General features: G+C 38.8%; 22 protein-coding genes. 5 read left to right on the top strand and 17 right to left on the bottom strand.

Annotated elements, in window-relative coordinates:
• The first annotated feature begins 81 nt into the window (after nucleotides 1-81).
• Nucleotides 82-1,311, top strand: a complete 1,230-nt coding sequence (locus tag CP366_RS07265) for a DUF2974 domain-containing protein (protein ID WP_089147835.1) — start codon at nucleotides 82-84, stop codon at nucleotides 1,309-1,311.
• Between the two features lie 59 nt (nucleotides 1,312-1,370).
• On the opposite strand, the gene CP366_RS07270 is transcribed toward CP366_RS07265, so the two are convergent.
• The 17 genes from CP366_RS07270 to dnaA all read right to left on the bottom strand — a co-directional run bounded on the left by CP366_RS07270 (nucleotide 1,371) and on the right by dnaA (nucleotide 19,264).
• A complete protein-coding gene (locus tag CP366_RS07270) occupies nucleotides 1,371-1,628 on the bottom strand; it encodes a GlsB/YeaQ/YmgE family stress response membrane protein (RefSeq protein WP_060462105.1) in 258 nt (85 codons plus the stop codon).
• Between the two features lie 50 nt (nucleotides 1,629-1,678).
• A complete protein-coding gene (locus tag CP366_RS07275; RefSeq protein WP_005723606.1) occupies nucleotides 1,679-1,870 on the bottom strand; it encodes a CsbD family protein in 192 nt (63 codons plus the stop codon).
• 147 nt (nucleotides 1,871-2,017) lie between these two features.
• Nucleotides 2,018-2,896 carry an ROK family protein gene (locus tag CP366_RS07280; protein WP_089147294.1) on the bottom strand — a complete coding sequence of 293 codons (879 nt, stop codon included), beginning with the start codon at nucleotides 2,894-2,896 and terminating at the stop codon, nucleotides 2,018-2,020.
• Nucleotides 2,897-3,011: 115 nt separating this feature from the next.
• Nucleotides 3,012-3,941 (bottom strand): DegV family protein, encoded by a 930-nt coding sequence (locus tag CP366_RS07285; RefSeq protein WP_061205006.1) that lies wholly within the window; start codon nucleotides 3,939-3,941, stop codon nucleotides 3,012-3,014.
• Between the two features lie 109 nt (nucleotides 3,942-4,050).
• Entirely contained in the window at nucleotides 4,051-4,986 is a 936-nt protein-coding gene (locus CP366_RS07290; protein ID WP_013085593.1) for a phosphate/phosphite/phosphonate ABC transporter substrate-binding protein, read from the bottom strand.
• Nucleotides 4,987-5,153: 167 nt separating this feature from the next.
• Nucleotides 5,154-6,545 (bottom strand): replicative DNA helicase, encoded by a 1,392-nt coding sequence (gene dnaB, locus CP366_RS07295; RefSeq protein ID WP_089147836.1) that lies wholly within the window; start codon nucleotides 6,543-6,545, stop codon nucleotides 5,154-5,156.
• Between the two features lie 19 nt (nucleotides 6,546-6,564).
• Nucleotides 6,565-7,020 carry a 50S ribosomal protein L9 gene (rplI, locus tag CP366_RS07300; protein WP_005721048.1) on the bottom strand — a complete coding sequence of 152 codons (456 nt, stop codon included), beginning with the start codon at nucleotides 7,018-7,020 and terminating at the stop codon, nucleotides 6,565-6,567.
• A gap of 11 nt (nucleotides 7,021-7,031) precedes the next feature.
• Nucleotides 7,032-9,053: a DHH family phosphoesterase gene (locus CP366_RS07305; RefSeq protein ID WP_089147837.1), complete on the bottom strand. Its 2,022-nt coding sequence runs from the start codon at nucleotides 9,051-9,053 to the stop codon at nucleotides 7,032-7,034.
• 163 nt (nucleotides 9,054-9,216) lie between these two features.
• Nucleotides 9,217-9,453: a 30S ribosomal protein S18 gene (rpsR, locus tag CP366_RS07310; protein ID WP_003549366.1), complete on the bottom strand. Its 237-nt coding sequence runs from the start codon at nucleotides 9,451-9,453 to the stop codon at nucleotides 9,217-9,219.
• A gap of 27 nt (nucleotides 9,454-9,480) precedes the next feature.
• Nucleotides 9,481-9,999: a single-stranded DNA-binding protein gene (gene ssb, locus CP366_RS07315; RefSeq protein ID WP_013085589.1), complete on the bottom strand. Its 519-nt coding sequence runs from the start codon at nucleotides 9,997-9,999 to the stop codon at nucleotides 9,481-9,483.
• Nucleotides 10,000-10,048: 49 nt separating this feature from the next.
• Nucleotides 10,049-10,345: a 30S ribosomal protein S6 gene (gene rpsF / locus CP366_RS07320; RefSeq protein ID WP_005729269.1), complete on the bottom strand. Its 297-nt coding sequence runs from the start codon at nucleotides 10,343-10,345 to the stop codon at nucleotides 10,049-10,051.
• A gap of 217 nt (nucleotides 10,346-10,562) precedes the next feature.
• Nucleotides 10,563-13,043 (bottom strand): DNA gyrase subunit A, encoded by a 2,481-nt coding sequence (gene gyrA / locus CP366_RS07325; protein WP_089142922.1) that lies wholly within the window; start codon nucleotides 13,041-13,043, stop codon nucleotides 10,563-10,565.
• A gap of 9 nt (nucleotides 13,044-13,052) precedes the next feature.
• Nucleotides 13,053-15,017 carry a DNA topoisomerase (ATP-hydrolyzing) subunit B gene (gene gyrB, locus CP366_RS07330; RefSeq protein ID WP_089142923.1) on the bottom strand — a complete coding sequence of 655 codons (1,965 nt, stop codon included), beginning with the start codon at nucleotides 15,015-15,017 and terminating at the stop codon, nucleotides 13,053-13,055.
• Entirely contained in the window at nucleotides 15,018-16,145 is a 1,128-nt protein-coding gene (recF, locus tag CP366_RS07335) for a DNA replication/repair protein RecF (RefSeq protein ID WP_005721038.1), read from the bottom strand.
• 8 nt (nucleotides 16,146-16,153) lie between these two features.
• On the bottom strand, nucleotides 16,154-16,375 hold the full coding sequence (gene yaaA, locus CP366_RS07340; RefSeq protein WP_005721893.1) for a S4 domain-containing protein YaaA: 222 nt from the start codon (nucleotides 16,373-16,375) through the stop codon (nucleotides 16,154-16,156).
• Between the two features lie 216 nt (nucleotides 16,376-16,591).
• Entirely contained in the window at nucleotides 16,592-17,722 is a 1,131-nt protein-coding gene (dnaN, locus tag CP366_RS07345; protein ID WP_089147838.1) for a DNA polymerase III subunit beta, read from the bottom strand.
• Nucleotides 17,723-17,896: 174 nt separating this feature from the next.
• Nucleotides 17,897-19,264 (bottom strand): chromosomal replication initiator protein DnaA, encoded by a 1,368-nt coding sequence (gene dnaA, locus CP366_RS07350; RefSeq protein ID WP_035442826.1) that lies wholly within the window; start codon nucleotides 19,262-19,264, stop codon nucleotides 17,897-17,899.
• Between the two features lie 475 nt (nucleotides 19,265-19,739).
• Here dnaA and rpmH point away from each other — a divergent pair, with 475 nt between their 5' ends.
• From rpmH to mnmE, 4 genes are all read left to right on the top strand, one after another.
• Nucleotides 19,740-19,880 carry a 50S ribosomal protein L34 gene (gene rpmH / locus CP366_RS07355; protein WP_003549412.1) on the top strand — a complete coding sequence of 47 codons (141 nt, stop codon included), beginning with the start codon at nucleotides 19,740-19,742 and terminating at the stop codon, nucleotides 19,878-19,880.
• A 51-nt stretch (nucleotides 19,881-19,931) separates the two neighbouring features.
• Nucleotides 19,932-20,300, top strand: coding sequence for a ribonuclease P protein component (rnpA, locus tag CP366_RS07360; RefSeq protein ID WP_005726675.1), 369 nt, complete (start codon nucleotides 19,932-19,934; stop codon nucleotides 20,298-20,300).
• A gap of 1 nt (nucleotide 20,301) precedes the next feature.
• On the top strand, nucleotides 20,302-21,177 hold the full coding sequence (locus tag CP366_RS07365) for a membrane protein insertase YidC (protein WP_005721891.1): 876 nt from the start codon (nucleotides 20,302-20,304) through the stop codon (nucleotides 21,175-21,177).
• Between the two features lie 110 nt (nucleotides 21,178-21,287).
• A complete protein-coding gene (gene mnmE, locus CP366_RS07370; protein ID WP_057726292.1) occupies nucleotides 21,288-22,673 on the top strand; it encodes a tRNA uridine-5-carboxymethylaminomethyl(34) synthesis GTPase MnmE in 1,386 nt (461 codons plus the stop codon).
• Nucleotides 22,674-22,680 lie beyond the last annotated feature (7 nt).

Genomic DNA, 22,680 nt, shown 5'->3' on the forward strand with positions numbered 1-22,680 from the left:
GAAAATGTATTCAAATAAAATAAAGTGGATATATTTAACCAATATTTTCTAACATTGCCTAATTAATGAAAGGATGAGATTATGGCTGGAACACTTGATTATTTACGTTGGCGGGGAGATCTTTCTTTTAAAGAACGGCCTTTTAATAGCGTGGACGCATCCCTCTTCGCCTCAATCATCTACTTACCCGTCGACAAATCTGCTAAGGAACATACCTTAAGTGAAGTCGCAGAAAAATTACACGTCCTTCCTTCATTTCAAGTTCAAATGAAAGATTTAGCTGGCGATCAAATTCTTCTTTTACCTAAATCACCTCGTCTAGGCGACATCAAAATCCTTAATTGGACTAATCGGCTGGAAAAGGATCCTTATCCACTTCAATTTACCGCGGCTACTTTTCGCCTAACCGATAATACAATTATCATCGTTTACCGCGGAACCGACAACTCAATCATCGGCTGGAACGAAGACATGAATATGAACTACATGCCCAAAGTTTATGGTCAAGATGTTGCTGCCAATTATCTCAAAGAAATGGCTGCCGCCTTTCCCCATGACAAAATTTATTTAGCAGGGCATTCTAAGGGCGGCAATTACGCTGAATATGCTTTAAGCGTAGCCGAGCCAAAATTGCAAGACCGCATTATCAAAGCCTTTAGCTTTGACGGCCCCGGCTTTTTCCGCCAGGTCTGGAACTCTCCTGGTTTCACTCGCAGCATGTATAAAATGAAGACCTACCTCCCAGAAGCTTCAATCATTGGCACCATGCTTGATCATCCTGAACACGTTTTAATCGTCAAAAGCACTGCACCGATGGTCCAACAACATGATCCTCGCCGCTGGGCCGTGGGGCGTGACAGTTTTGTTTTAGCTGAGAGTTTAACTTCAGGTGCCCGCTCATTGCGCCACTCGCTCATCGATTTCAATCACAGCATTCCTGAAAAACAACGCGGCGAACTCTGGGATGCCCTCTTTCAAGCTTTTGATGAATTGAACATTACCGATGTGTTCCAGATTACAGCCAATAAATTATTAGGCACTGTCCGTTTCAGTCGCGTAATCATGTCATTAGAGCCTGAGACGCGCCGTTATGTTTTGCATATGTTCGGTGAGATTATCAATGCTTTACGTGGTAATATCAGCTTACCGTTTAGCGAAAGTGACTTTGCCTTATATCCCAAGAGCAATGACTCTAATAAAGCACCAATTTTCTTTGAATTTTATGATAAAACTGTTCCTAGTCTTTTGCCTGAAGAAATTAAGCAACGTTTTTTAGCTGAGAAAGAAAATGAACGAAAAAAGCTAAAATAGTTTCACATGAAACACAAAAAAAGACATGCTAAGCATGTCTTTTTTCTCTTATTCTATTTTTATTCAGTTCTTCTAAGCATCCCTAGTACAAAGGAAACCACTAGTACCAAGATGACGGCTCCCAATATTGATGGTACGATTGCCATCCCAGCCATTTGCGGCCCCCACGAACCAAAGATTGCTTGGCCTAAGGTTGAACCAACCAGCCCTGCTATTAAATTAGCTATAAATCCCATTGATCCACCCTTGCCGGTTATGAAACCAGCTATTAGACCTATTATAGCGCCAACGATTAAAACCCAGATCCATGATAACATAGGATCACCTATTTGCTTTCTGTTTAGCTATTGCTAGTCGACCTGAGTCTTTAACAATCTTCGTCTATTTGATGGTCTTTTTCCAGATCATCCTTTAATTTTTTGGCTTTGTCCTTAACTTTGCCCTTGGCTTGTTGAGCTTTTCCTTGGACTTCGCGTGATTTATCGCCGGTAATTTTACCTTCGACTTCTTTCACTTTACCGATAACTTTGTCTTTTAAGCCACTATCTGATTTGTTCATAGTTGGGCTCCTTTCTTAATAAACCGGTTACGTTTCTAGAATTAATATTACTCGCATTTAGGTCAAATTACGTCAAAAAAGGCTCGCCTTACGTCTTTCTTAACGAGTTGAGCCTTTTTATTGCTTATTCAATTTATCTATGCTTTTTTATTTGAGCAAATTCTTAGCCAATTCAAAATCGCCAAGCGTTGCAGAACCGTTGTGAGCCACAGCAGGACGCACAATTAATTCATTCAAATCGGGTGTGGCAATGTAATTGTTGTTAAATTCATCAAAGAACTTTCTTACCTTAACCAAATCATCTTCATTTAAAACTGAACCGCCAACAATCATTACATCTGGACGAGCAGCCATATAAACATTGAAGAGCATTTGGGCAATGTAATATGCGGAATAAGTGAAGACCTTGTTATCACGTGACAACTTTTCACCTGGGATTCCAGTTCTGCCTTCAAGACTTGGACCAGCAGCCATACCTTCGACACAGGCATCATTATGGAATGGACAGTGACCCTCATAATCATCACCAGGATAACGACGAACCAACATGTGGCCCATTTCTGGATGGTTATTCAAACCGAGCAACTTACCCGCTTGCACAATTCCAGCTCCAACGCCAGTACCAACTGTTGCATAGAAGTAACTCTTAGAATCATTGCGGCCGCGAGCAACATATTCACCATAACATGATGCATTAACATCGGTTGTCATGGCAACCGGAATACCTAATTCTCTTTCAAAGAAGCCCTTTACGTCCGTACCTGACCAACCTGGCTTAGGCGTGTCCAAAATGTAGCCATAAGTACGAGAGTTAGGATTGATATCAATTGGACCAAAAGTACCAATTCCTAATGCATCAACGGGGTGCTTTTTGAAAAACTCAGCTGTTTTTTGTAAAGTCTCCTTGTTAGTAGTGGTAGGAATACGATCACGCGCTACTTCCTTGCCTGTTTCAACATCTTGCACAGCTACGATAAATTTAGTACCACCAGCTTCGATACTACCAACATATTTCTTTTCTGCCATATTCTCATCCTTTTCTGTAAATTTATCTCCAAAAAGTTTTCATGCTGCTAATATTATAAAGAAAAAAGCCCTTATGTGTAAAGGCTTTCATATGTATGTAATTATTTTTGTTGATTTACGCTGGATCTTCAACCACTTTTGACTCAATTCCTTCAATTGGTCGCCCATTTTCATCAAAATAAGTATCCAAATCACGGCACCAAATCATCGACATTGTTCCTTGTCCCACGTGCACGCCAACAACTGGTCCGATAATGCTGGTATCGAACTTATACTTAGGAAACTTTGCTTGGTAATCTTCCAGCCACTCTTGCTTTTTCTCAGGATCAAGTGAATCAAAAATTGTGTCCTGAATCTTATACGGCATATTTTTAGTCAAATTATCAAAATCATTTTGCACATGCTTGTATGCACGTTTATATTGACGCTCTTTCGCAATCGCTGAAATATGGCCTTCATTTTGCACATCCATCGATAAAATCGGCTTAATCTTGAACAACGTACCAACAAAGCTAGCCGCATTAGATAAACGTCCAGTCCGCTTTAAATGGCTCAAATCGTCCACCATGAAGCGCACATCCATTGTTTTTTGCAAGTCCTTGAGATCATGCATAATTAAATCAATATTGGCTCCTGCCTGCACTAGTCGCCCTGCTAGCATGGCATAATCTGCTTCACCTGCACAAGTAATCTTACTATCAAATGGATGAACCTTGATACGATCTTCCTCTGCAGCAACACTTTGAACCGTTGAAAAATAGCTGGAGATACCACTTGAAAGAGTAATCACAATCACATCTGTATATCCCTGCTCAACATATTCATTAATTTTTTCTTTTAAGTCACCGATTGAAGGTTGAGAAGTTGTTGGTAATTCTTTTTCTTCACTTAATTTTTGATAAAACTCTTCATAGCCAATATCAACTAAATCATGGTAAACTTTCTTCCCCCAAATAATCGGGATAGGCAGAACATCAATCTGATATTTTTCTTGTTGCTCTTTAGTCAAATAAGCCGAGCTATCAGTCAAAACCGCAATTTTCATATTTTTCTTCTTTCTTCATTTCTTTTATGTCTATTTTAACTGATATATTATATAGAAACAAAAAGAACTCACCCGTAATGGTGAGCCCTTTCAATTAAATTATTCTATTTTAGTTACTGCCACCAGTAGCTTTGTTAACGATCTTTTGGTATTGACGTAAGCCATCAAAGTCGGAATCCTTAGCTTCAACGTAACCATAATGGTTATAAATGCTTTCGATAATTTGCTTACCCTTCTTAGACTTAGCAATATTCTTGAAAGCCTTAGCTAACTTAACTCTGAATTTTTTAGGCATATCTTTTCTAACCGCAATAGTATCGTTTGGAATCCACTTGGTAAAGTAGATTGGCACAACATCGGTCATTGCTTTCTTGTCATCCTTAGCGGCAATATTACGTGCATCTGAGAAGACGAATGCGGCATCAACATCCCCATTCAAAACGGATAACACTTCTTGATCGTCACCCTTAACATTAACTAATTTGCAGTCCTTGGTTACATTCAAACCCTTTTTGTAAAGTTCCGCAACTGGATAAACATAGCCCGATGAAGAACTAGGATCGCCAATCGCAATCTTTTTACCCTTTAAGTCTTTCCAAGATTTGATCTTTGAGCCCTTCTTAACCACGATCATACCACGATACTTATGCATTAAGGTATGATTCATCTTACCGGATGGTTCATCATAGCCGTAACGTTCGGCTTGCAATAAAACATCAGCAATTCCCTTTTTATGAGCTAATATGTAAGAATATGGTGGCATAAAGCCTACGTCAACTTTCTTAGATGACATTGCTTCAACCAGCCCACTATAGTCGGTAGAAACGGTTACGTGAACTGGAATGTGTAATTGCTTTTGCAATAATGTGCCTAAAGGCTTGGCCTTAGCTTCCATCTTATTTGCTTGGGTACTTGGTACAAATTCAACGTTCAATTCCTTAGGTTCATTCGATGAAGATGAACTCTTCTTACTATTTGAGCAGGCTGCTAATGACACAGCTGCTAAAACTGCACATGCACCAAGCAAAATCTTCTTAAATTTCATAAATTTGCTATTCCTCCATGAGTATATTCGTTATTACTCTTTTCAGTAATAGTTATAGCAAACTTATGGTATCATTTCAACGCAAAATATAAACAATTTCCATTATAAATGTAAATATTATTCGTATTATATTCAAACATAGAAAAAGCACTCATCGAGTGCTTTTTCTAATTACCATTAGGATCATGCGCATAATCCAAATTTGAAAAACGGTTGAATGGCTTTGAAAACATTAGCTTAACCGTCCCCCGGCTACCGGAACGGTTCTTTTCAATGATGACTTCTACTTCACCATTATCGTCTTCTGCGCCAACTTCATCTTGACTGCCACTACTTTCGCCATCTTTAGGCTCATCGCGATAATAATCATCTCGATATAAGAAAGAAACAATGTCGGCATCCTGTTCAATTGACCCAGATTCACGAATATCAGATAATACAGGCCGTTTATCTTGTCTTTGTTCAACTGACCGTGATAACTGCGAAAGGGCAATAACAGGCACGTGCAACTCTTTAGCTAGCTTTTTTAACTGTCTTGAAATAGCAGAAACTTCTTGTTGCCGTGATTCACTGCGTGGCCCTTCAATCAGCTGCAAGTAGTCAATTACAATAAGACCAAGATTGCCCTTTTCCTTAGCTAATCGCCGTGATTTAGCACGAATTTCACTCATCTTGATTCCGGGCGTATCATCGATAAAGATTTGCGCACCTGCTAGTGACCCAGAAGCCACTACCAATTTACGCCATTCTTCTTCATCAAGCTGACCAGTTCTTAAGTGCTGCGAATTAATTAAGCCTTCAGAAGCCAGCATTCTTTGAACCAACTGCTCCCCACTCATTTCAAGTGAGAACATCGCAACACTTTTATCCGTATGCAGACCCACATTTTGCGCAATATTTAAGGCAAATGAAGTCTTACCCACACCAGGACGAGCAGCTACAATGATCAATTCATCATCGTGAAAACCAGTTGTCATCTTATCTAATTCCGCAAAACCAGTCGGCAAGCCAGTAACCATATTTCCGTCATCCGGAATATTATTAATATCATTAATCGCTGAATTAACGATCTCTTTAATGGTCCTAAAGCCGCCTGTGCTATTCTCTGACGAAACATTCATAATTTCACTTTCAGCGTCATCTAGAATGTCTGTTACATCGTCAGAGCCATCGATTGCATTAGAGATAATCTTCTGACTAGCAGAGATTAAACGACGAAGCAGCGCCTTCCTATGCACAATTTTGGCATAATAGGTAACATGCGCTGCTGTCGGTGTGGCCATCGCTAATTCAGAAACATAACCGATACCACCAATATCTTCTAACTGATTTCTTTTGTTTAATTCATCCTGCAAGGTCAGCGTATCAATTGCATCCCCGCGATCAGACAAGTCCAACATCGCTTGAAAGACAATTTGATTAGCCCGCTCATAGAAATCTTCAGGCTGAACTACCGCACTAGCATCCGCAATGGCTTCAGGATCGATAAAAATCGCACCCAGAACTGCCCTTTCGGCATCGCGATCATGCGGAATTTGTTGAGAAACGATATTATCCATCAATCACAACCACTTTTTATTAGTCTTGTTCAGTAACGTGAACGCGAATAGTAGCTTCTACACCCTTAAATAATTTGGCATGAACATTAGTATAGCCCAAAGTCTTAATTGGTTCTGGCAAGTTAAGCTTGCGTTTATCAACCTTGATACCGTATTGCTTTTCAAGGCCTTCCACAATCTTCTTGCTTGAAATTGAGCCAAACAAACGTGAATCAGTACCAGCCTTAGATTTGAAGTTAACAACGGTATCGTCTTTTTCAAGTTCTGCCTTGATCTTTTCTGCTTCGGCCTTTTCTGCTTCATAAGCAGCCTTTTCATTAGCTTCTACACGCTTCAAGGTATTCATGTTACCTTTAGTAGCTTCTTTAGCCAAGCCTCGCTTAATCAAGTAATTTTGTGCGTATCCATCAGGTACGTCCTTAACTTGTCCACGCTTACCTCGACCTCTAACATCTTGAGTAAAAATAACTTTCATATTTGTCCTTCCTAATCATTTTCTTTTTCATATTCATCAATTGCATCAAGCAATTTTTGTTTTGCTTCTTCAATAGTAACATCTTTAATCTGTGTTGCCGCATTAGAAAGATGTCCACCACCGCCCAATTTTTCCATAATAATTTGAACGTTGATCTTACCCATTGATCTAGCTGAAATACCAATCGTATTATCACTGCGCCGCGTAATTGCGAAACTAGCACCCACATTTTCCAAATCAAGTGCAGTATCAGCCGCCTGCGCTGTAATGATCGGATCTATAATCTTATCATCAGGTCCACATAATACGGCCATATGTGGCTTCACCATCTTCAAAGTGGCTACTAAATGCGTCCGTTCGAGGAAACTATCAATGTCCTCTTTCAAGAGCATGCTTACAACTGCTGAGTCAGCCCCGATTGAACGTAAGTAACTAGCCGCATCGAAGGTTCTAGTTCCTGTTCTCAACGAGAATTCCTTGGAGTCGACCACAATCCCGGCTAACATTGCTGTAGCTTCAATATCGGTCAAAACTCGCTTACCGTTAGCTGGCTGCTGATATTCAATCATTTCAGTGACCAATTCACAAGCCGAAGAAGCATATGGTTCAACATAGGTTAACATTGGATTTTCAGGGAATTCCTCGCCTCGTCTATGGTGATCAATAACGATGATTCGATTCTTCAAACGATCATAAAGTGACCGTGAGTAAGTAATTGAATACTTCGAATGATCAACCATTACCAACATTGACTTGTCAGTAACTTGAGCTAAAGCTACATCAGGGTTAATAAAAATATCCTTATCCTGATTTTTCTGTTGCATTAAGGTGACCAAGCGACCAACATCATAGTTTGTCTTATTAGTATCTAAAACAAAATTAGCTTTAACTCCGTGAAGACGAGCTAATTTTACTACGCCAATCCCACTACCGACTGAGTCCATGTCAGGACGCTGATGACCAACAACAAAAACTTGATCGGCATCTTTAAATAGTTCACTAATTGCTTGTGAAACCATTCTTGCTCTAACTCTAGTCCGCTTTTCCATCGGATTAGACTTACCGCCATAAAAGCGGGCGTCTTTACCGGGTTGACGTAAGACAACCTGGTCTCCACCTCGACCTAGGGCCAAATCCAAGTTAGATTGAGCCTGGTTGGCAATTTCAGACAAAGAATCACTCCCAAAAGCAATTCCCATAGATAAAGTAAGTGGCCTATTGTTTCTACTCGTTTCTTGACGCACCTTATCTAAAACAGAGAATTTGTCCTTCTCCATCTCAACTAATTCTTGCATATGGATCAAGATCAAGAAATGGTCTTCATCAATCCGTTTTAAATATGCGTTAAACTTTTTCGCATAATCACTCAATGTATTTTGCACATATGAACTCATGCTGGTCAATTCTTGATCATGCATTGCTTCACTTAGCTCATCATAATTATCGATGAAAATTTGACCAATCGCCAATCGTTCAGCTTTATATTTATCTTCAATTTTGGCATAGCGCGTAATATCCAATAAATATATTACGCCTAAATTATTTTGGACCACCATTTCAAATCGGTGACCATCCCAATCAACCAGATGATTTTCTGCTGTTTTTGCCTCAATTGCTTCATTAAGTAGCTTATTCAGATCAGGGTCAACTGATTCAATTGTGTGCCCCACTAAATCTGTACTCTTTAAATATAATTGCAGATATGGATTAACCCACTGAATTTGGTGATCCGAATCATAAAGCAAAATTCCCAACGGCATCTTAATCATTGCTTCTTGTTCACTACGCTTTATCCGGTAAGACAAATTAACCGCAAAGCTATTTGCATTACCCGCTAAAATATAGGTCCCATAGATGGCAAAGGCAACGGTCAAAATAAAGACTAAAAGCATTGCCAAACCAAACAATGGATTCATAATCATCGCAATAATGCTTCCCAATAATGAAAGAGAAAGTGCAATGATTATAGAAGCTGTCAGCCGTGAATCCTTAATAAATTCAGGCAACTCTAGCTTACGTAAAAAATCCTTCATGAAGATCCTTCCTAATAGATATAGTATATCAGTGTTAATTATACCTTATTCCGGCTCATGATTGAAAACAGTAGGTACAATACGAAGAGAGAATTTTTTTAATTATTATACGAAAAAAGGACAGAACCTTGTGTCCTGTCCTTTTGGTTTATTTCGATCTAAATTAGTCTTCAGCAACGAATGGTAACAAGCCCATGATACGAGCTCTCTTAATTGCATTAGCTACCTTACGTTGGTTCTTAGCACTAGTGCCAGTAACACGACGTGGTAAAATCTTACCTCTTTCTGAGATAAAACGTTTCAACAGATCGACATCCTTGTAGTCAACGTAGTCGATGTGGTTAGCTGCGATGTAGTCAACCTTACGACGACGACGGCCACCTCTTCTTTGTTGAGCCATGTTCTAGAATCCTTTCTTTAATTTAGTTTAAAATGGTAGATCGTCATCAGAAATATCAATCGTATCACCTGAGCCACTAAATGGATCTTGTGAATTATTTTGATTGTTATTAGTCTGTGAATTACCTTGTGATCCGCCATTATTTGGGAAATTGTTAGCAGGTTGACTGCCAGCATTTCCACTATTTGGTGTATAACCACCATTTTGACCGCGGGCTTCACGATCCTTGCGTGATTCGAGCAATGCGAAGTTATCAACAACAACTTCGGTTACATATACCCTTTGCCCATCTTTATTATCATAACTTCTGGTTTGAATTCGGCCATCAATTCCAACTAATGAACCCTTTGAAGTAAAGTTGCAGAAGTTTTCTGCTGACTTTCTCCAAATTACACAGCTGACGAAATCTGCGCCTCTCTCACCTTGGCTATTTGTAAATTGACGGTCAACAGCAAGAGTAAACGTAGCAACCGAGATTCCACTCCCAGTAGTACGTAATTCAGGATCACGTGTTAAACGGCCAACAAGTACAACTCTATTAATCATACTCATGTACCTTCCTTTCCTAAATCACATAACGGATAATAAATTAAAATTACTTATCTAACTTAACGGTCATTGAACGTAAGATAGCGTTGTCAATCTTTGACAAACGGCTAAATTCGTTAACTGCGTCAGCGTTGTCAGCAGTGAAAGTCATAATGTGGTAAGTACCTTCACGATACTTATCAATTTCATATGCGAAACGACGCTTGCCCCAGTCTTTGGATTCTACCATAGTACCACCGTTATCAGCGATAACCTTGTCGTAGTTTTCTACAACTGCCTTCTTGTTGTCTTCGTCAACATCTGGCTTGATGATGTAAGTTACTTCGTACTTTGTAGTTGCCATGACTATTGCACCTCCTTTTGGACTATATGGTTCTTGCTAAAATCAAGAACAAGGAGTAATGGAATATTACTCGCAATTTCTAATTTTAGCATATAAACAAAAAATTACCAAACAGTTTTCACGTGATCCTAACAGTTTTTTTACTGCTCATTATTTATTACGCAAAAAAGTTTGATAATTTTTTTAAAAGTTCAAAATTTTTGTTTTTCTTAATTAATTATTCATTTTTGGGCTCGTCATCGTCACCAGTTTGATCTTGTTCTTCTTCAGTCGGAACAATAGTTAAGCTTGCAACCTGACTGCCGTCATTGACTTTAATTAAGCGAACGCCCATTGTACTACGACCAGTTTGAGAAACATCCTCAATCTTGAAGCGAATCATAATCCCATCAGTAGTAATTACCATAACATCATTATTTGAATTGATGATTGTTACGCCGGCCAAAGGACCATTCTTTTCAGTAATATTGGCAGTCTTAATGCCTTTACCGCCACGGCCTTTAACTGGATATTCTGCGGCTGGCGTCCGTTTGCCATAGCCCTTTTCAGAGATTACCAAGACTTGATCATCAGCACCTAAAACGCCAGATCCAACTACATAGTCATTCTCTCTTAAATTGATTCCGCGAACACCCGCAGCAGTTCTACCCATTGCCCGGACATCGTTTTCACTAAAGGTTACCGCATAACCTAAATGCGTTCCGATCAAGATATTTTGCTTACCATCAGTAGTCAAAACATTACTCAATTCGTCGCCATCCTTCAAGGTTAAGGCAATTAGACCACTATTTCTAATATTAGAAAATTCGCTAACGTGTGTCCGTTTAACGGTACCCATCTTGGTAATAAAGAACAAGTAATTGTCATCCGCATTTTCTGGAATGTTAATGACTGTTTGAACCTTTTCTCCCTTTTCCAATTGCAAAAGATTTACTACTGGTAAGCCTTTAGCCATACGGCCATATTCAGGAATTTCATAGGCCTTCTTAGAGTAAACCTTGCCGGCATTGGTGAAGAAGAGTAATAGATCGTGCGTACTTGAGTAAATCAAATGCTCAATAAAGTCGCCATCTTGTACACCCATTCCCTTGATACCTTTACCACCACGGTTTTGAGTCTTAAATTCCTGAATTGGCATTCTCTTAATATAGCCGTTATGGGTAACCGTCAACAGAATATTTTGCTTTTCAATCAAATCTTCATCTTCAATTGAAACGACTTCGCTAGCACCAATTTCGGTTCTTCGCTTATCACCGAATCGTTTTTGAATATCAAGCAATTCGTCATAGATAATTTGGTCAATTCTCTCAGGCTTAGCCAAAATATCTTTGTAGTCAGCAATTTTAGCTTGTAATTCCTTGTATTCAGCTTCTACCTTATCGCGCTCCAAGCCAGTCAAGCGAACCAAACGCATGTCTAAGATAGCCTGAGATTGCTTATCATCAAGGCCAAAGCGGCTAATCAAAGTTGCTTTAGCAATGTCACTTGATTGACTATTGCGGATAATGTGGACAATTTCATCAATATTGTCCAGAGCGATTCTTAACCCTTCAAGGATGTGGGCTCTTGCCTCTGCCTTAGCTAACTCGAATCTTGTTCTGCGAGTTACAACATCTTCTTGGTGATCCAAGTAATATTGCAGCATTTGCTTCAAGGTTAAAAAGTGTGGCGCACCATCAACAATAGCCACCATATTCATACCAAAGTTAGCCTGCATTTGAGTTTGCTTGAATAAATTATTCAAAACAACGCTAGCACTAGCATCACGGCGAATATCAATGGTAATCCGCATCCCTGTCTGGTCTGATTCATCACGCACACCAGTAATTCCATCGATAGTCTTTTCTCGAGCCAAATCAGCAATTTTCTTCACCAATTCAGCCTTGTTTACCATAAATGGAATTTCACTCACAATTATGCGCTCGCGGCCGCTCTTTTCAGTCTCAATATTGGTTTTGGCGCGAACAACAATGTTACCCTTACCACTCTCATAAGCACGGTAGATACCACCACGTCCCATAATAATTCCGCCAGTTGGAAAATCGGGACCTGGGATAACTTTCATCAAGTCCTTGGTTGTAGCATCAGGATTTTTCATTAACATGTGTAAACCACTAATAACTTCAGTCAAGTTATGTGGCGGGATATTTGTTGTCATCCCAACGGCAATCCCGTTAGCACCGTTAACAAGCAAGTTAGGAATTCTAGCAGGTAAGACAACCGGTTCATTTTCGGTATCATCATAGTTTCTTTGCCAATCAATGGTGTTTTTGTTGATATCGCGCAACATTTCCACAGCAATTTTACTCATTCTTGCTTCGGTATAACGCATTGCGGCTGGCTCATCACCATCGACAGAACCGAAGTTACCGTGACCATCGACTAACATGTAACGGTATGAGAAATCTTGTGCCATGTGTGCCATAGCAAGATAGATTGAGGAATCACCATGGGGGTGGAACTTACCCATAACTTCCCCAACAATTCTGGCACTCTTCTTGTATGGTTTATCAGGCGTTACACCCAACTCGCTCATACCGTAAAGAATACGACGTTGTACGGGCTTTAAGCCATCACGAACATCAGGTAAAGCACGTGCAACAATAACTGACATTGCGTAATCCAAAAATGAACTACGCATCATGCTAGTTAGATCGACGTTTTTAATTCTACGATCTTGAGTTTGATTCTCGTCCATCTAATCCTCCTATGCATCCAAGTTTTCAACATATTTAGCATTCTTTTGAATAAAGTCACGTCTTGGTGAAACTTCATTTCCCATTAAGAGCTCAAAGACTGCGTCAGCATCTTTAGCATACTCAGGACTTACCCGATCCAGTCTTCTATTTTCTGGATTCATAGTAGTTTCCCACAACTGCTCTGGGTCCATTTCACCTAACCCCTTGTAACGTTGCACAGTAGGCTTGGGACTTGGTTGCAAGCTACCTAAGTAATCATGCAATTCTTCGTCAGTATCAAGATATCTGACCACTTTCCCCTGACGAACTTGGTATAGAGGTGGCTTGGCGATATAAACATAGCCCTTGTCGATCATTGGGCGCATATAGTTATAGAACAAGGTCAACAGCAGGGTTCTAATGTGGGCACCATCGACATCGGCATCAGTCATGATAATCAATTTGTGATAACGTGCTTTTGAAACGTCAAAGTCAGCACCAAAGCCTGTTCCTAAAGCTGTGAATAAAGATCTAATTTCTTGGTTAGCCAAGATTCGATCCATCGAAGCTTTTTCAACATTTAAAATCTTACCTCTGATTGGCAAAATAGCCTGTGTTAAACGTGATCTACCTTGCTTAGCAGAACCGCCGGCTGAGTTACCCTCGACGATAAACAGTTCTGAAATACTTGGATCGTTACTTGTATTGTCGGCTAACTTACCTGGTAAATTAGCAATTTCCAGACCAGATTTCTTTCTTGTTACTTCACGTGCACGCTTGGCAGCAGTTCTAGCTCGTTCGGCTAATTGACCCTTTTCTACAATCTTGCGCCCAACTGAAGGATTTTCCATCAAGAAACGACTAAAGGTTTCTGAAAAAGCCTTATCTACAGCAGTTCTAGCATCCGAATTACCTAACTTGGTCTTAGTCTGACCTTCAAATTGCGGACTAGGGTGCTTAACTGAGACAATAGCTGTCATTCCTTCACGAATGTCTTCACCGGAAAGATTATCGTCCTTATCTTTCAAGATCTTAGACTTATGTGCATAGTCATTAACCACGCGTGTTAACGCAGTCTTAAAACCGGCCTCGTGCATCCCACCTTCATAGGTGTGAATATTATTGGCAAAAGTCATCAAAGTAGTCTTATAGCCATTTGTATATTGCAAAGCCACTTCAACATCAATGCCATTATAGGTGCTTTCAACATAAATTGGATCATCAAATAATACTTCTTGTCTCTTGTTCAAAAAGGCAACGTATTCCTTAATCCCACCTTCAAACTTATACACATCTGTTTCGGCAGTGTCTTTACGCTTGTCAGTAAAGGTTAAAGTTAATCCCTTGTTCAAAAAGGCCAATTCACGGATTCTGTTCTTCAAGATCTTGTCATCAAAAACAATAGTTTCTGTGAAAATATCTGGATCTGGATAGAAGTGAACAATCGTCCCATGTTCATCAAGTGGAACCGTGCCAATTTGTTTCATCTCATCCTTAACACGGCCATGATCGAAATCGATAAAGTACTTTTTGCCATCACGCATTACGGTAACATCAAGTTTAGTGGACAGAGCGTTAACTACTGAAGCCCCAACTCCGTGCAAACCACCAGAAACCTTATATCCACCACCGCCGAATTTACCACCGGCGTGAAGTACAGTAAATACAGTCTCTAATGCAGGACGACCTGTTTTTTCTTGAATATCTACAGGAATCCCACGTCCATCATCTTGAACGGTGACACTACCATCTTCGTTAATCGTAACTTCAATCTTGGTCGCAAAACCAGCAAGTCGTTCATCAATACTGTTATCAATAATTTCCCACACTAAGTGGTGCAATCCCTGAGAACTAGTCGAACCGATATACATACCTGGCCGCTTACGTACAGCTTCTAGACCGCCAAGAACCTGAATTTGACTGGCATTATACTTGTCAGCCTCTTTTTCATATTTTTTGACCTTTTCAAGATTTTCTTTTGAATTATCAGCCATTTAATTCTCCTTCTCCAAACTAATTTTGCCTGATTGAATGTGATACACACGCGGCTTTTTAATTATTTCCCAGGAAATCCCCTCTAAATCAGTCGTAGTAATAAAGGTTTGCGTTTTCCCATGAATATAATTAAGTAGCGCACTTTGTCGACCATGATCTAACTCGCTCATTACATCATCCAGCAAGAGTAAAGGATACTCATCTGTTAGTTGATGCACCAATTGAATTTCCGCCAGCTTGACGCTAAGTGCAATTGAACGCTGCTGCCCTTGCGAAGCATAAAGATGTGCATTTTGACCATCAAGTTTAAATTCAATATCATCACGGTGCGGCCCAGAAGTAGTTGTCCCCTTGCGAATTTCACTTGCCTTATTTCGTGCATAACTTGCTAAAATCTTTTGATAAATTTCTTCTGTACTGTCATCAGCTTGGATGTCAGCCACTGATGGATGATAAGCAATTGAAAGCTGCTCACTGCCTAAACTAATATGTGCATAAGCATCGCTAGCATAGTGACTAAGATACTTAAGAAATTTAAATCGTCGAAAGACAACTTCAGCGGCGATACCAGCTAGTTGATCTGAAAGTACATCTAAAAAGACCTGATCCTTTGCCTTACCTTTAGCTAGCTGCTTCAGATAATTATTCTTTTGAATTAAAACTTGCCGATACTTACTTGCGAAGTATAAATACTCTGCATTTATTTGACCAAATTCTTGATCCATAAATCTCCGCCGCAGTGCTGGTGCACCCTTGATCAACTCGAGGTCTTCCGGTGAAAATAAAATCGCATTCAGCTGACCTACGTATTTAGACAACTTCGCCTGCTCAACTCGATTAATCCATACTTTTTTACCTTTTTGGGTGATCAAAACACGTAAATCAAGATCCACTTGGCTTTTATGTACATGCCCAAGTAAATTGGTAAACTCACCGCCGAAACCAATTAAATCTTTATCATTATTGGTCCTATGTGAACGTGTTAATGCTAAAAAATAGATTGCCTCTAGCAAATTGGTCTTGCCCTGAGCATTTTTGCCAATAAAAATATTGACGTTTGAATCAAAATTTACGTCAAGCTTTTTTAAATTACGAAAATTCTGTACAGTAAAATGATCAAGATACATTGACTTCCCTACCGAAACTCATATTCTTGGCCATTAACCACTACATGATCACCAACATGCATCTTTTTGCCTCTTCGATCTTCAAGTTCACCATTTAAAGTTACTGGATTATCTTTTAAGTACCATTTAGCTTGTCCACCTGATGAAATAATGCTCTCTTCCTTCAGGAATTGCCCCAAAGTAATATGATCGCCGTCAACTTTAAAATACTTAATAATGCTCACCTTCAATACGCTTTATACCTATATAATTATATTAGTTTTCAACCCAAATAACAAACTAAATCGCTCTTATAAGCCTTTTCAGAGCTTTTTTTCAAAATAACCTAATCACACTAGCACGGTAAAAAAATAAATATACGCCAATATTTTGCGTTTTCGTTTAAAAGCAAAATAAAAAGTCGCCTTATTTGACGACTTTTTATGACCTAAATATTGTGTACTTGATTAATATGTTCTAACTGGCGTAATTAATTGCACAAATTCAATGTCTTCTTTATCTGGATTAATGATAAATGGACGAAGTGGCTTAGTAAAACTCATAATTACAGAATCTGTTACTGAAGCTCTTAACGCATCACGCATATAGTCAGGGTTGAAGGAAATATCTAAATTGTTTCCTTCAAGATTTCTGAAGCTAACATCTTCTTCAACATTACCAATTTCTGCAGATTTACCTGATAACTTAGCTGATTGATTTTCTATATCTAAAGTCAAAGTAACCACGTTGTTACGACCAGCATGAGTTAACAAACTGGCACGTTCAAGGGCACTAGATAATTCGGAAATGTCAAATTCAACACTAGTGGTCTTTTCAGTCGGAATCAAGCGATCAGTGTCTGGATAATTTCCGTCCAAAAGACGTGAATAGAAGGACAAGTTGCCAATTACAAATAAAGCTTGGTTATCACCTGGGCAAACTTTAACTTCTGGATCAGCTTCACCAATGATTCTAGCTAATTCCTGCAAACTTTTACCAGGAATAATCAAATCAGTTTCAGCTTGAGGTCCGTTTTCTAAAGCAATTGTTCTTTGAGATAAACGGTGGGAATCAGTTGCGACAGCTTTAATTTTATCTGGACTAAAGAAGAAACGTACCCCAGTTAAAATTGCTCGTGTTTGATCATTGGAAGTAGCAAATTGCGTTTCATTAATGATTTCACGGAAAGTTTTACCAGAAATAGTGAATGAAGCAGCATCTGGAATTTCTGGTAAACGTGGATAGTTATTAGCATCTAAACCATTAATTGTAAATTCACTATTTTCAGATATGATCTGAGTTTGAAAACTTTCTTTTACTTCAAATGAGAAGTCTTTACCTGGCAATTTTTTTACGATTTCACTAAAGAATCTAGCTGGTAAAACAATAGAACCTGTAGATTCCACATTTAAATCATCATTGACTGGAATTTGAATTTCAATTGAAATATCTGTATCACTACCGGTTAGCGTAAGTTCATCTTCTGTTAAGTCTAACTTAATTCCACTAAGAATTGGAATAGTAGCTCTTGATGAGATGGCCCGCATTACATTATTGAGGTTTTCGATAAACAGATTGCGATTAATTGTAAACTTCATGTTTTTCCTCCCAAGAATAGCTGTGTGATTTCTCTTTATTAGTAATTATATAATTAATTAGTAGTAGTAGGGCCTGTGAGTTCTGTTGAAAACTCATAAGAAGCCTAAAATAACGGACTTGTTACGGTTAAAAACTTGTGTAAAACTTGTTTATTTTTCCACAGTGGATAACTTTTAGTGCTCCAAAATTTGCTTTAGGTCAAAGACAGCAGTTTTGATATCAGAATCAAGTTTCATCTGCTTGTCGATTTTATCATAAGCATGCATGACAGTGGTATGATCTTTTCCCCCAAATTCTTGACCAATTTTTGGCAAACTGGCATCTGTTAATTCACGAGAAAGATACATTGCTATTTGCCGAGGAACTACAATCTGCCGTACACGCTTTTTACCCTTTAATTCAGCAGTTGAAGTTTGGAAATAGTTTGCGACAACCTCCTGTATTTTAGAGATTTGTAATCCACGATTTTTTTGAACTAATTTGAGGTCAACTAATGCTTCACGCGCAAGGTTAACGTCAATATCTGCTTTTTCAATTGTGGCATAAGCTTGAACTTTAACTAAAGCCCCTTCAAGTTCTCTAATGTTAGTATCAACTTGAGATGCAATATAGTTAAGCGTACCATCATCGATAGTCAAACCTTCTGTTTCAGCTTTGCGTCGCAAAATAGCGATTCTGGTTTCCAAATCGGGAGGCGTAATTTCGACTTGCAAGCCCCATGTAAATCGAGAAACTAAACGCTCTGATAGATCTGGGATTTCTGTAGGCAACCGATCGCTAGTCATTACGATCTGTTTTTGATCGTTATAAAGTGTCTCAAAAGTATGGAAGAATTCCTCTTGAATCCCCTCTTTTTTGGCAAAAAATTGAATATCATCAACTAAAAGCAGGTCACAAGTTCTGTATTTTTCGCGGAATTTGTCCTGCGTTTTATTTTTGATGGAATTAATGAAGTCATTAACAAAAGTTTCACTCTGTATATAGACAACTTTTGCGTTAGGTCGCTCTGCTAGCATTTGATGCCCAACAGCTTGCATCAGGTGTGTTTTACCTAAACCAACGCCACCAAAAATAAATAAAGGATTGTAAAAACTACCAGGACTGTCGGCTACAGCAAGTGCAGCACCGGCGGCCAACTTGTTTCCCTCCCCTTGAACGAAGTTATCAAAAGTGTATTTTTCGTTTAACTTCAAGTCTTTAGTGAATTCTTTTTCTGGCAAATTAGGCTGTTGAACTTGCGCTTCACGCTTTGGCGCAGGTGTTACGATCCTTTCTGTAATATCCGCATCTTCAGATATTTTAAATACAGGTAAGATCTCGATGTCGGCATAACCGTAGGCAGATTGAATCAATTGAGAAGATAGATTCTTTTCCCAGTAACCTTTAGAAACAGGATTTTGAACTAAAATTTTTAATTCATGTGTTTTTCCATTATATGAAATAGGTTTAGTATTTTTGAACCATGCATTGTAGGCAACTTCGTTGAAACGAGCACGCATCTCGTCATTAAAGTGTTCCCAAAATTTATTAATGTCGAACAATGTACATTCCCCCAGTTAGTAAAAAGCAAATTTATTTTACCATTTACTTAACTGGTTTTCCACAGGTGAAAAAGAAATCAACAAAGTACACAGCCTGTTGATAACTATTAAAGTGATATGCACATTTTGACATGATAAGAGCAAAACTGTTAATTTATGCACAGTACAGCTGTGAATTATGGATATTATTCTATCAATACTTGAGGTAAAATACCATATGCGTTATCCACATGGTGTGAATTAAGTTTTTAACACCATGTGAGTTGTGGAAAACGTTGGGAATTATCTTGTGGAAATTATACGTAAGAAAAATATTTTATTTTTTATCCACATGAAAAACAATGAATTTTTAGAAAATATTCACGGGATTTAAAAGTCTTTTTTTCTTAAAATACTTGGTTTTTATGGCTTTTCGTGCTATCCTTAATAAGAAATTGTGCAATTGGCACAAAAATTTATGGAGGTGCAGTTTAATATGACAACTAAGAGAACTTACCAACCTAAGAAGCGTCACCGTTCACGTGTTCACGGTTTTATGAAGCGTATGAGCACATCAAATGGCCGTAAGGTTTTAGCAAGACGCCGTGCAAAAGGTAGAAAAGTCTTATCTGCTTAAACCACTGAATCCCAGTGGTTTTTTTAGTCTACTAGAGTGGAATGAAACGTTTTGAGAAAGTCTTATCGAGTAAAATCTGAAAAAGATTTCCAGCAAGTTTTCGAATCTGGCGACTCAGTCGCTAACCGAGCTTTTGTCATTTATAAGGTAGAAAAAACAGAAAATAAACACTTTCGAGTAGGAATTTCTGTGGGCAAAAAGGTTGGTCATACCGCAGTCGCACGTAATCGACTCAAGCGTTATATTCGGGCCGTGATTGATGAAGAAAAATTGCAGATTAATCCGCATGTTGATTTTTTAATCATTACGCGACCTTATGCTCGCGATTTTAATATGGCTCAGGTGCGTAAAAACTTGCTTCACGCATTATCGTTAGCTCATATTATTGAAGAAATGCCAGATAAAGTTGAGGAAAAATAGATTGAAGGACATTCTGACCAAGAGAAATGTCAAACGTCTTCTTGCAGTCTTAGCAGTAGCAATACTTGCTGTTGTATTGACAGGATGTGCTACTACGGGAGCAAATGGTCAAGCAACGCCAATCTCACATACAAGTGGTAATTGGTGGGACCGTTGGATCGTTTATTACATGTCAGCTTTTATTTTGTGGCTAGCTAAGTTAATGGGGAACAGTTATGGCTGGGCAATTATTGTCTTCACCGTCATTGTTCGTGTCATCTTAGTACCTTTGAATGCTATTTCAATTCGAAGTACTACTAAGATGCAAAGCATCCAACCACAAATTAATGAGTTGCGTAAGAAATATCCAGGACGTGACACTGAATCAAGAACATTATTACAACAAGAAACTAACAAGCTTTATAAAGAAGCAGGCGTAAATCCTTATACTGGATGTTTGCCTGTCCTGATCCAGTTGCCAGTTATGTATGCACTGTATGGTGCGATTTTACGTACACCGCAGTTACAAACTGGGCGCTTCTTATGGATGGATTTAAGCAAGCCCGATCCATATTACATCATGCCTATTTTAGCAATGATCTTTACGTTCTTATCGACGTATATTAGTCAATTATCGACGCCAAAATCATCGCAAAATGGAATGACCAAAGTAATGATGTACGGAATGTCTATCATGGTTGGTGTGATGGCCTTAAACTTCCAGTCAGCTATTACACTTTACTGGGTAATTTCCAACTTGTTCCAGGCGCTTCAAACCTTTATCTTGCAAAACCCTATTAAATATAGAAGAGAGCAAGAAGCAAAGGCTGAGGCTGAGCGTGAACGCAAACGTAAACTAAGAAGGGCTTACAAGCGTTTAGGACGCAAAAAGAAATAAAAGAATATTAGTCTAAAATGATTTTTAGATAAAGTAGTCAAAGTGCTTTATCCATCATGGTTATTCGTGGTGGTATAATGCGCTTTTTTTATTGAGAAAAGGGAAGAATTATGGCTCAAACTTTGACAGAGTTCGATACTATTGCAGCAATTTCAACCCCCATCGGTGAAGGCGGAATTTCAATCGTAAGAATGTCTGGTGAGGATGCAATTAAGATTGCTGATAAGGTTTTTAAAGGCGAAGATCTAAGCAAGGTGCCGACACATACTATTCACTATGGTCATATTATCGATCCGGATACTGGGAAAACGATTGATGAAGCAATGGTGACAGTGCTGCGTGCACCCAAGACCTTTACACGTGAAGATATTGTAGAAATCAATTGCCATGGTGGAATCGTGGTAACTAATCATATTTTACAATTGTTGCTGAGTCACGGTGCGCGAATGGCTGATCCTGGTGAATTTACTAAACGTGCTTTTGTGAACGGACGAATTGACTTAACTCAAGCTGAGAGTGTGATGGATATCGTTCGGGCCAAGACGGATAAGGCACGACAAGTGGCTGTTGGTCAATTAGCTGGTGGATTGTTACACAAGATTCAGGCAATGCGGCAGGAAATTCTGAATACTTTGGCTAACGTTGAGGTTAATATCGATTATCCAGAGTATGATGCAGATACTGTTACCGCAAAACAGATGGCAGACACATCTAGATCAGTAATTGATAAAATTAATCGCTTATTGAAGACAGCACAAGAAGGAAAAATCTTGCGCAATGGTTTGGCTACTGCAATTGTTGGTCGTCCTAATGTGGGAAAGTCTTCTTTATTGAATTATCTGACTCAAAGCGACAAAGCGATTGTGACCGATGTGGCTGGAACAACGCGTGATACGCTAGAAGAATATGTGTCTGTAAAAGGAGTACCGCTAGAGCTAATTGATACTGCTGGAATCCACCACACTGAAGATAAGGTGGAAAAAATTGGTGTAGAAAGATCAAAAAAGGCCTTGGAGCGAGCAGATCTGGTCTTGTTGTTAATCGATGCTAGTCAAGCATTAACAGCTGAAGATCAAGCCTTAATTGAAGCGACAAAGGACAAGAAGCGAATCGTGATCTTAAATAAGTCGGATTTAGGTCAAAAAATAACAACTACTGAGATGGAGAAACTAACGGGTAGTGATGTTATTTCAACTTCGATTTTGAAAGAACAAAACTTAGATACGCTTGAAGAATTGATTAATAAGCTATTTTTTGCTGGGATTGAAAATTCTAATGATCAAATTATGGTAACCAATCAACGCCAAGCTTCCTTATTGCATAAGGCTAAGAAAGAATTGGAAGATGTAATTCAAGCAGTTGAAGATGGCGTCCCTGTTGATATTGCACAAATTGATTTTACTGGTGCTTGGGATACTTTAGGTGAAATCACTGGTGAAAGTGCCCCAGATGAATTAATCACGCAATTATTTAGTCAATTCTGTTTAGGAAAGTAGGATGAAA

This window comes from Lactobacillus sp. UMNPBX15, assembly GCF_002553785.1.
Classification (GTDB): Bacteria; Bacillota; Bacilli; order Lactobacillales; family Lactobacillaceae; genus Lactobacillus; species Lactobacillus crispatus.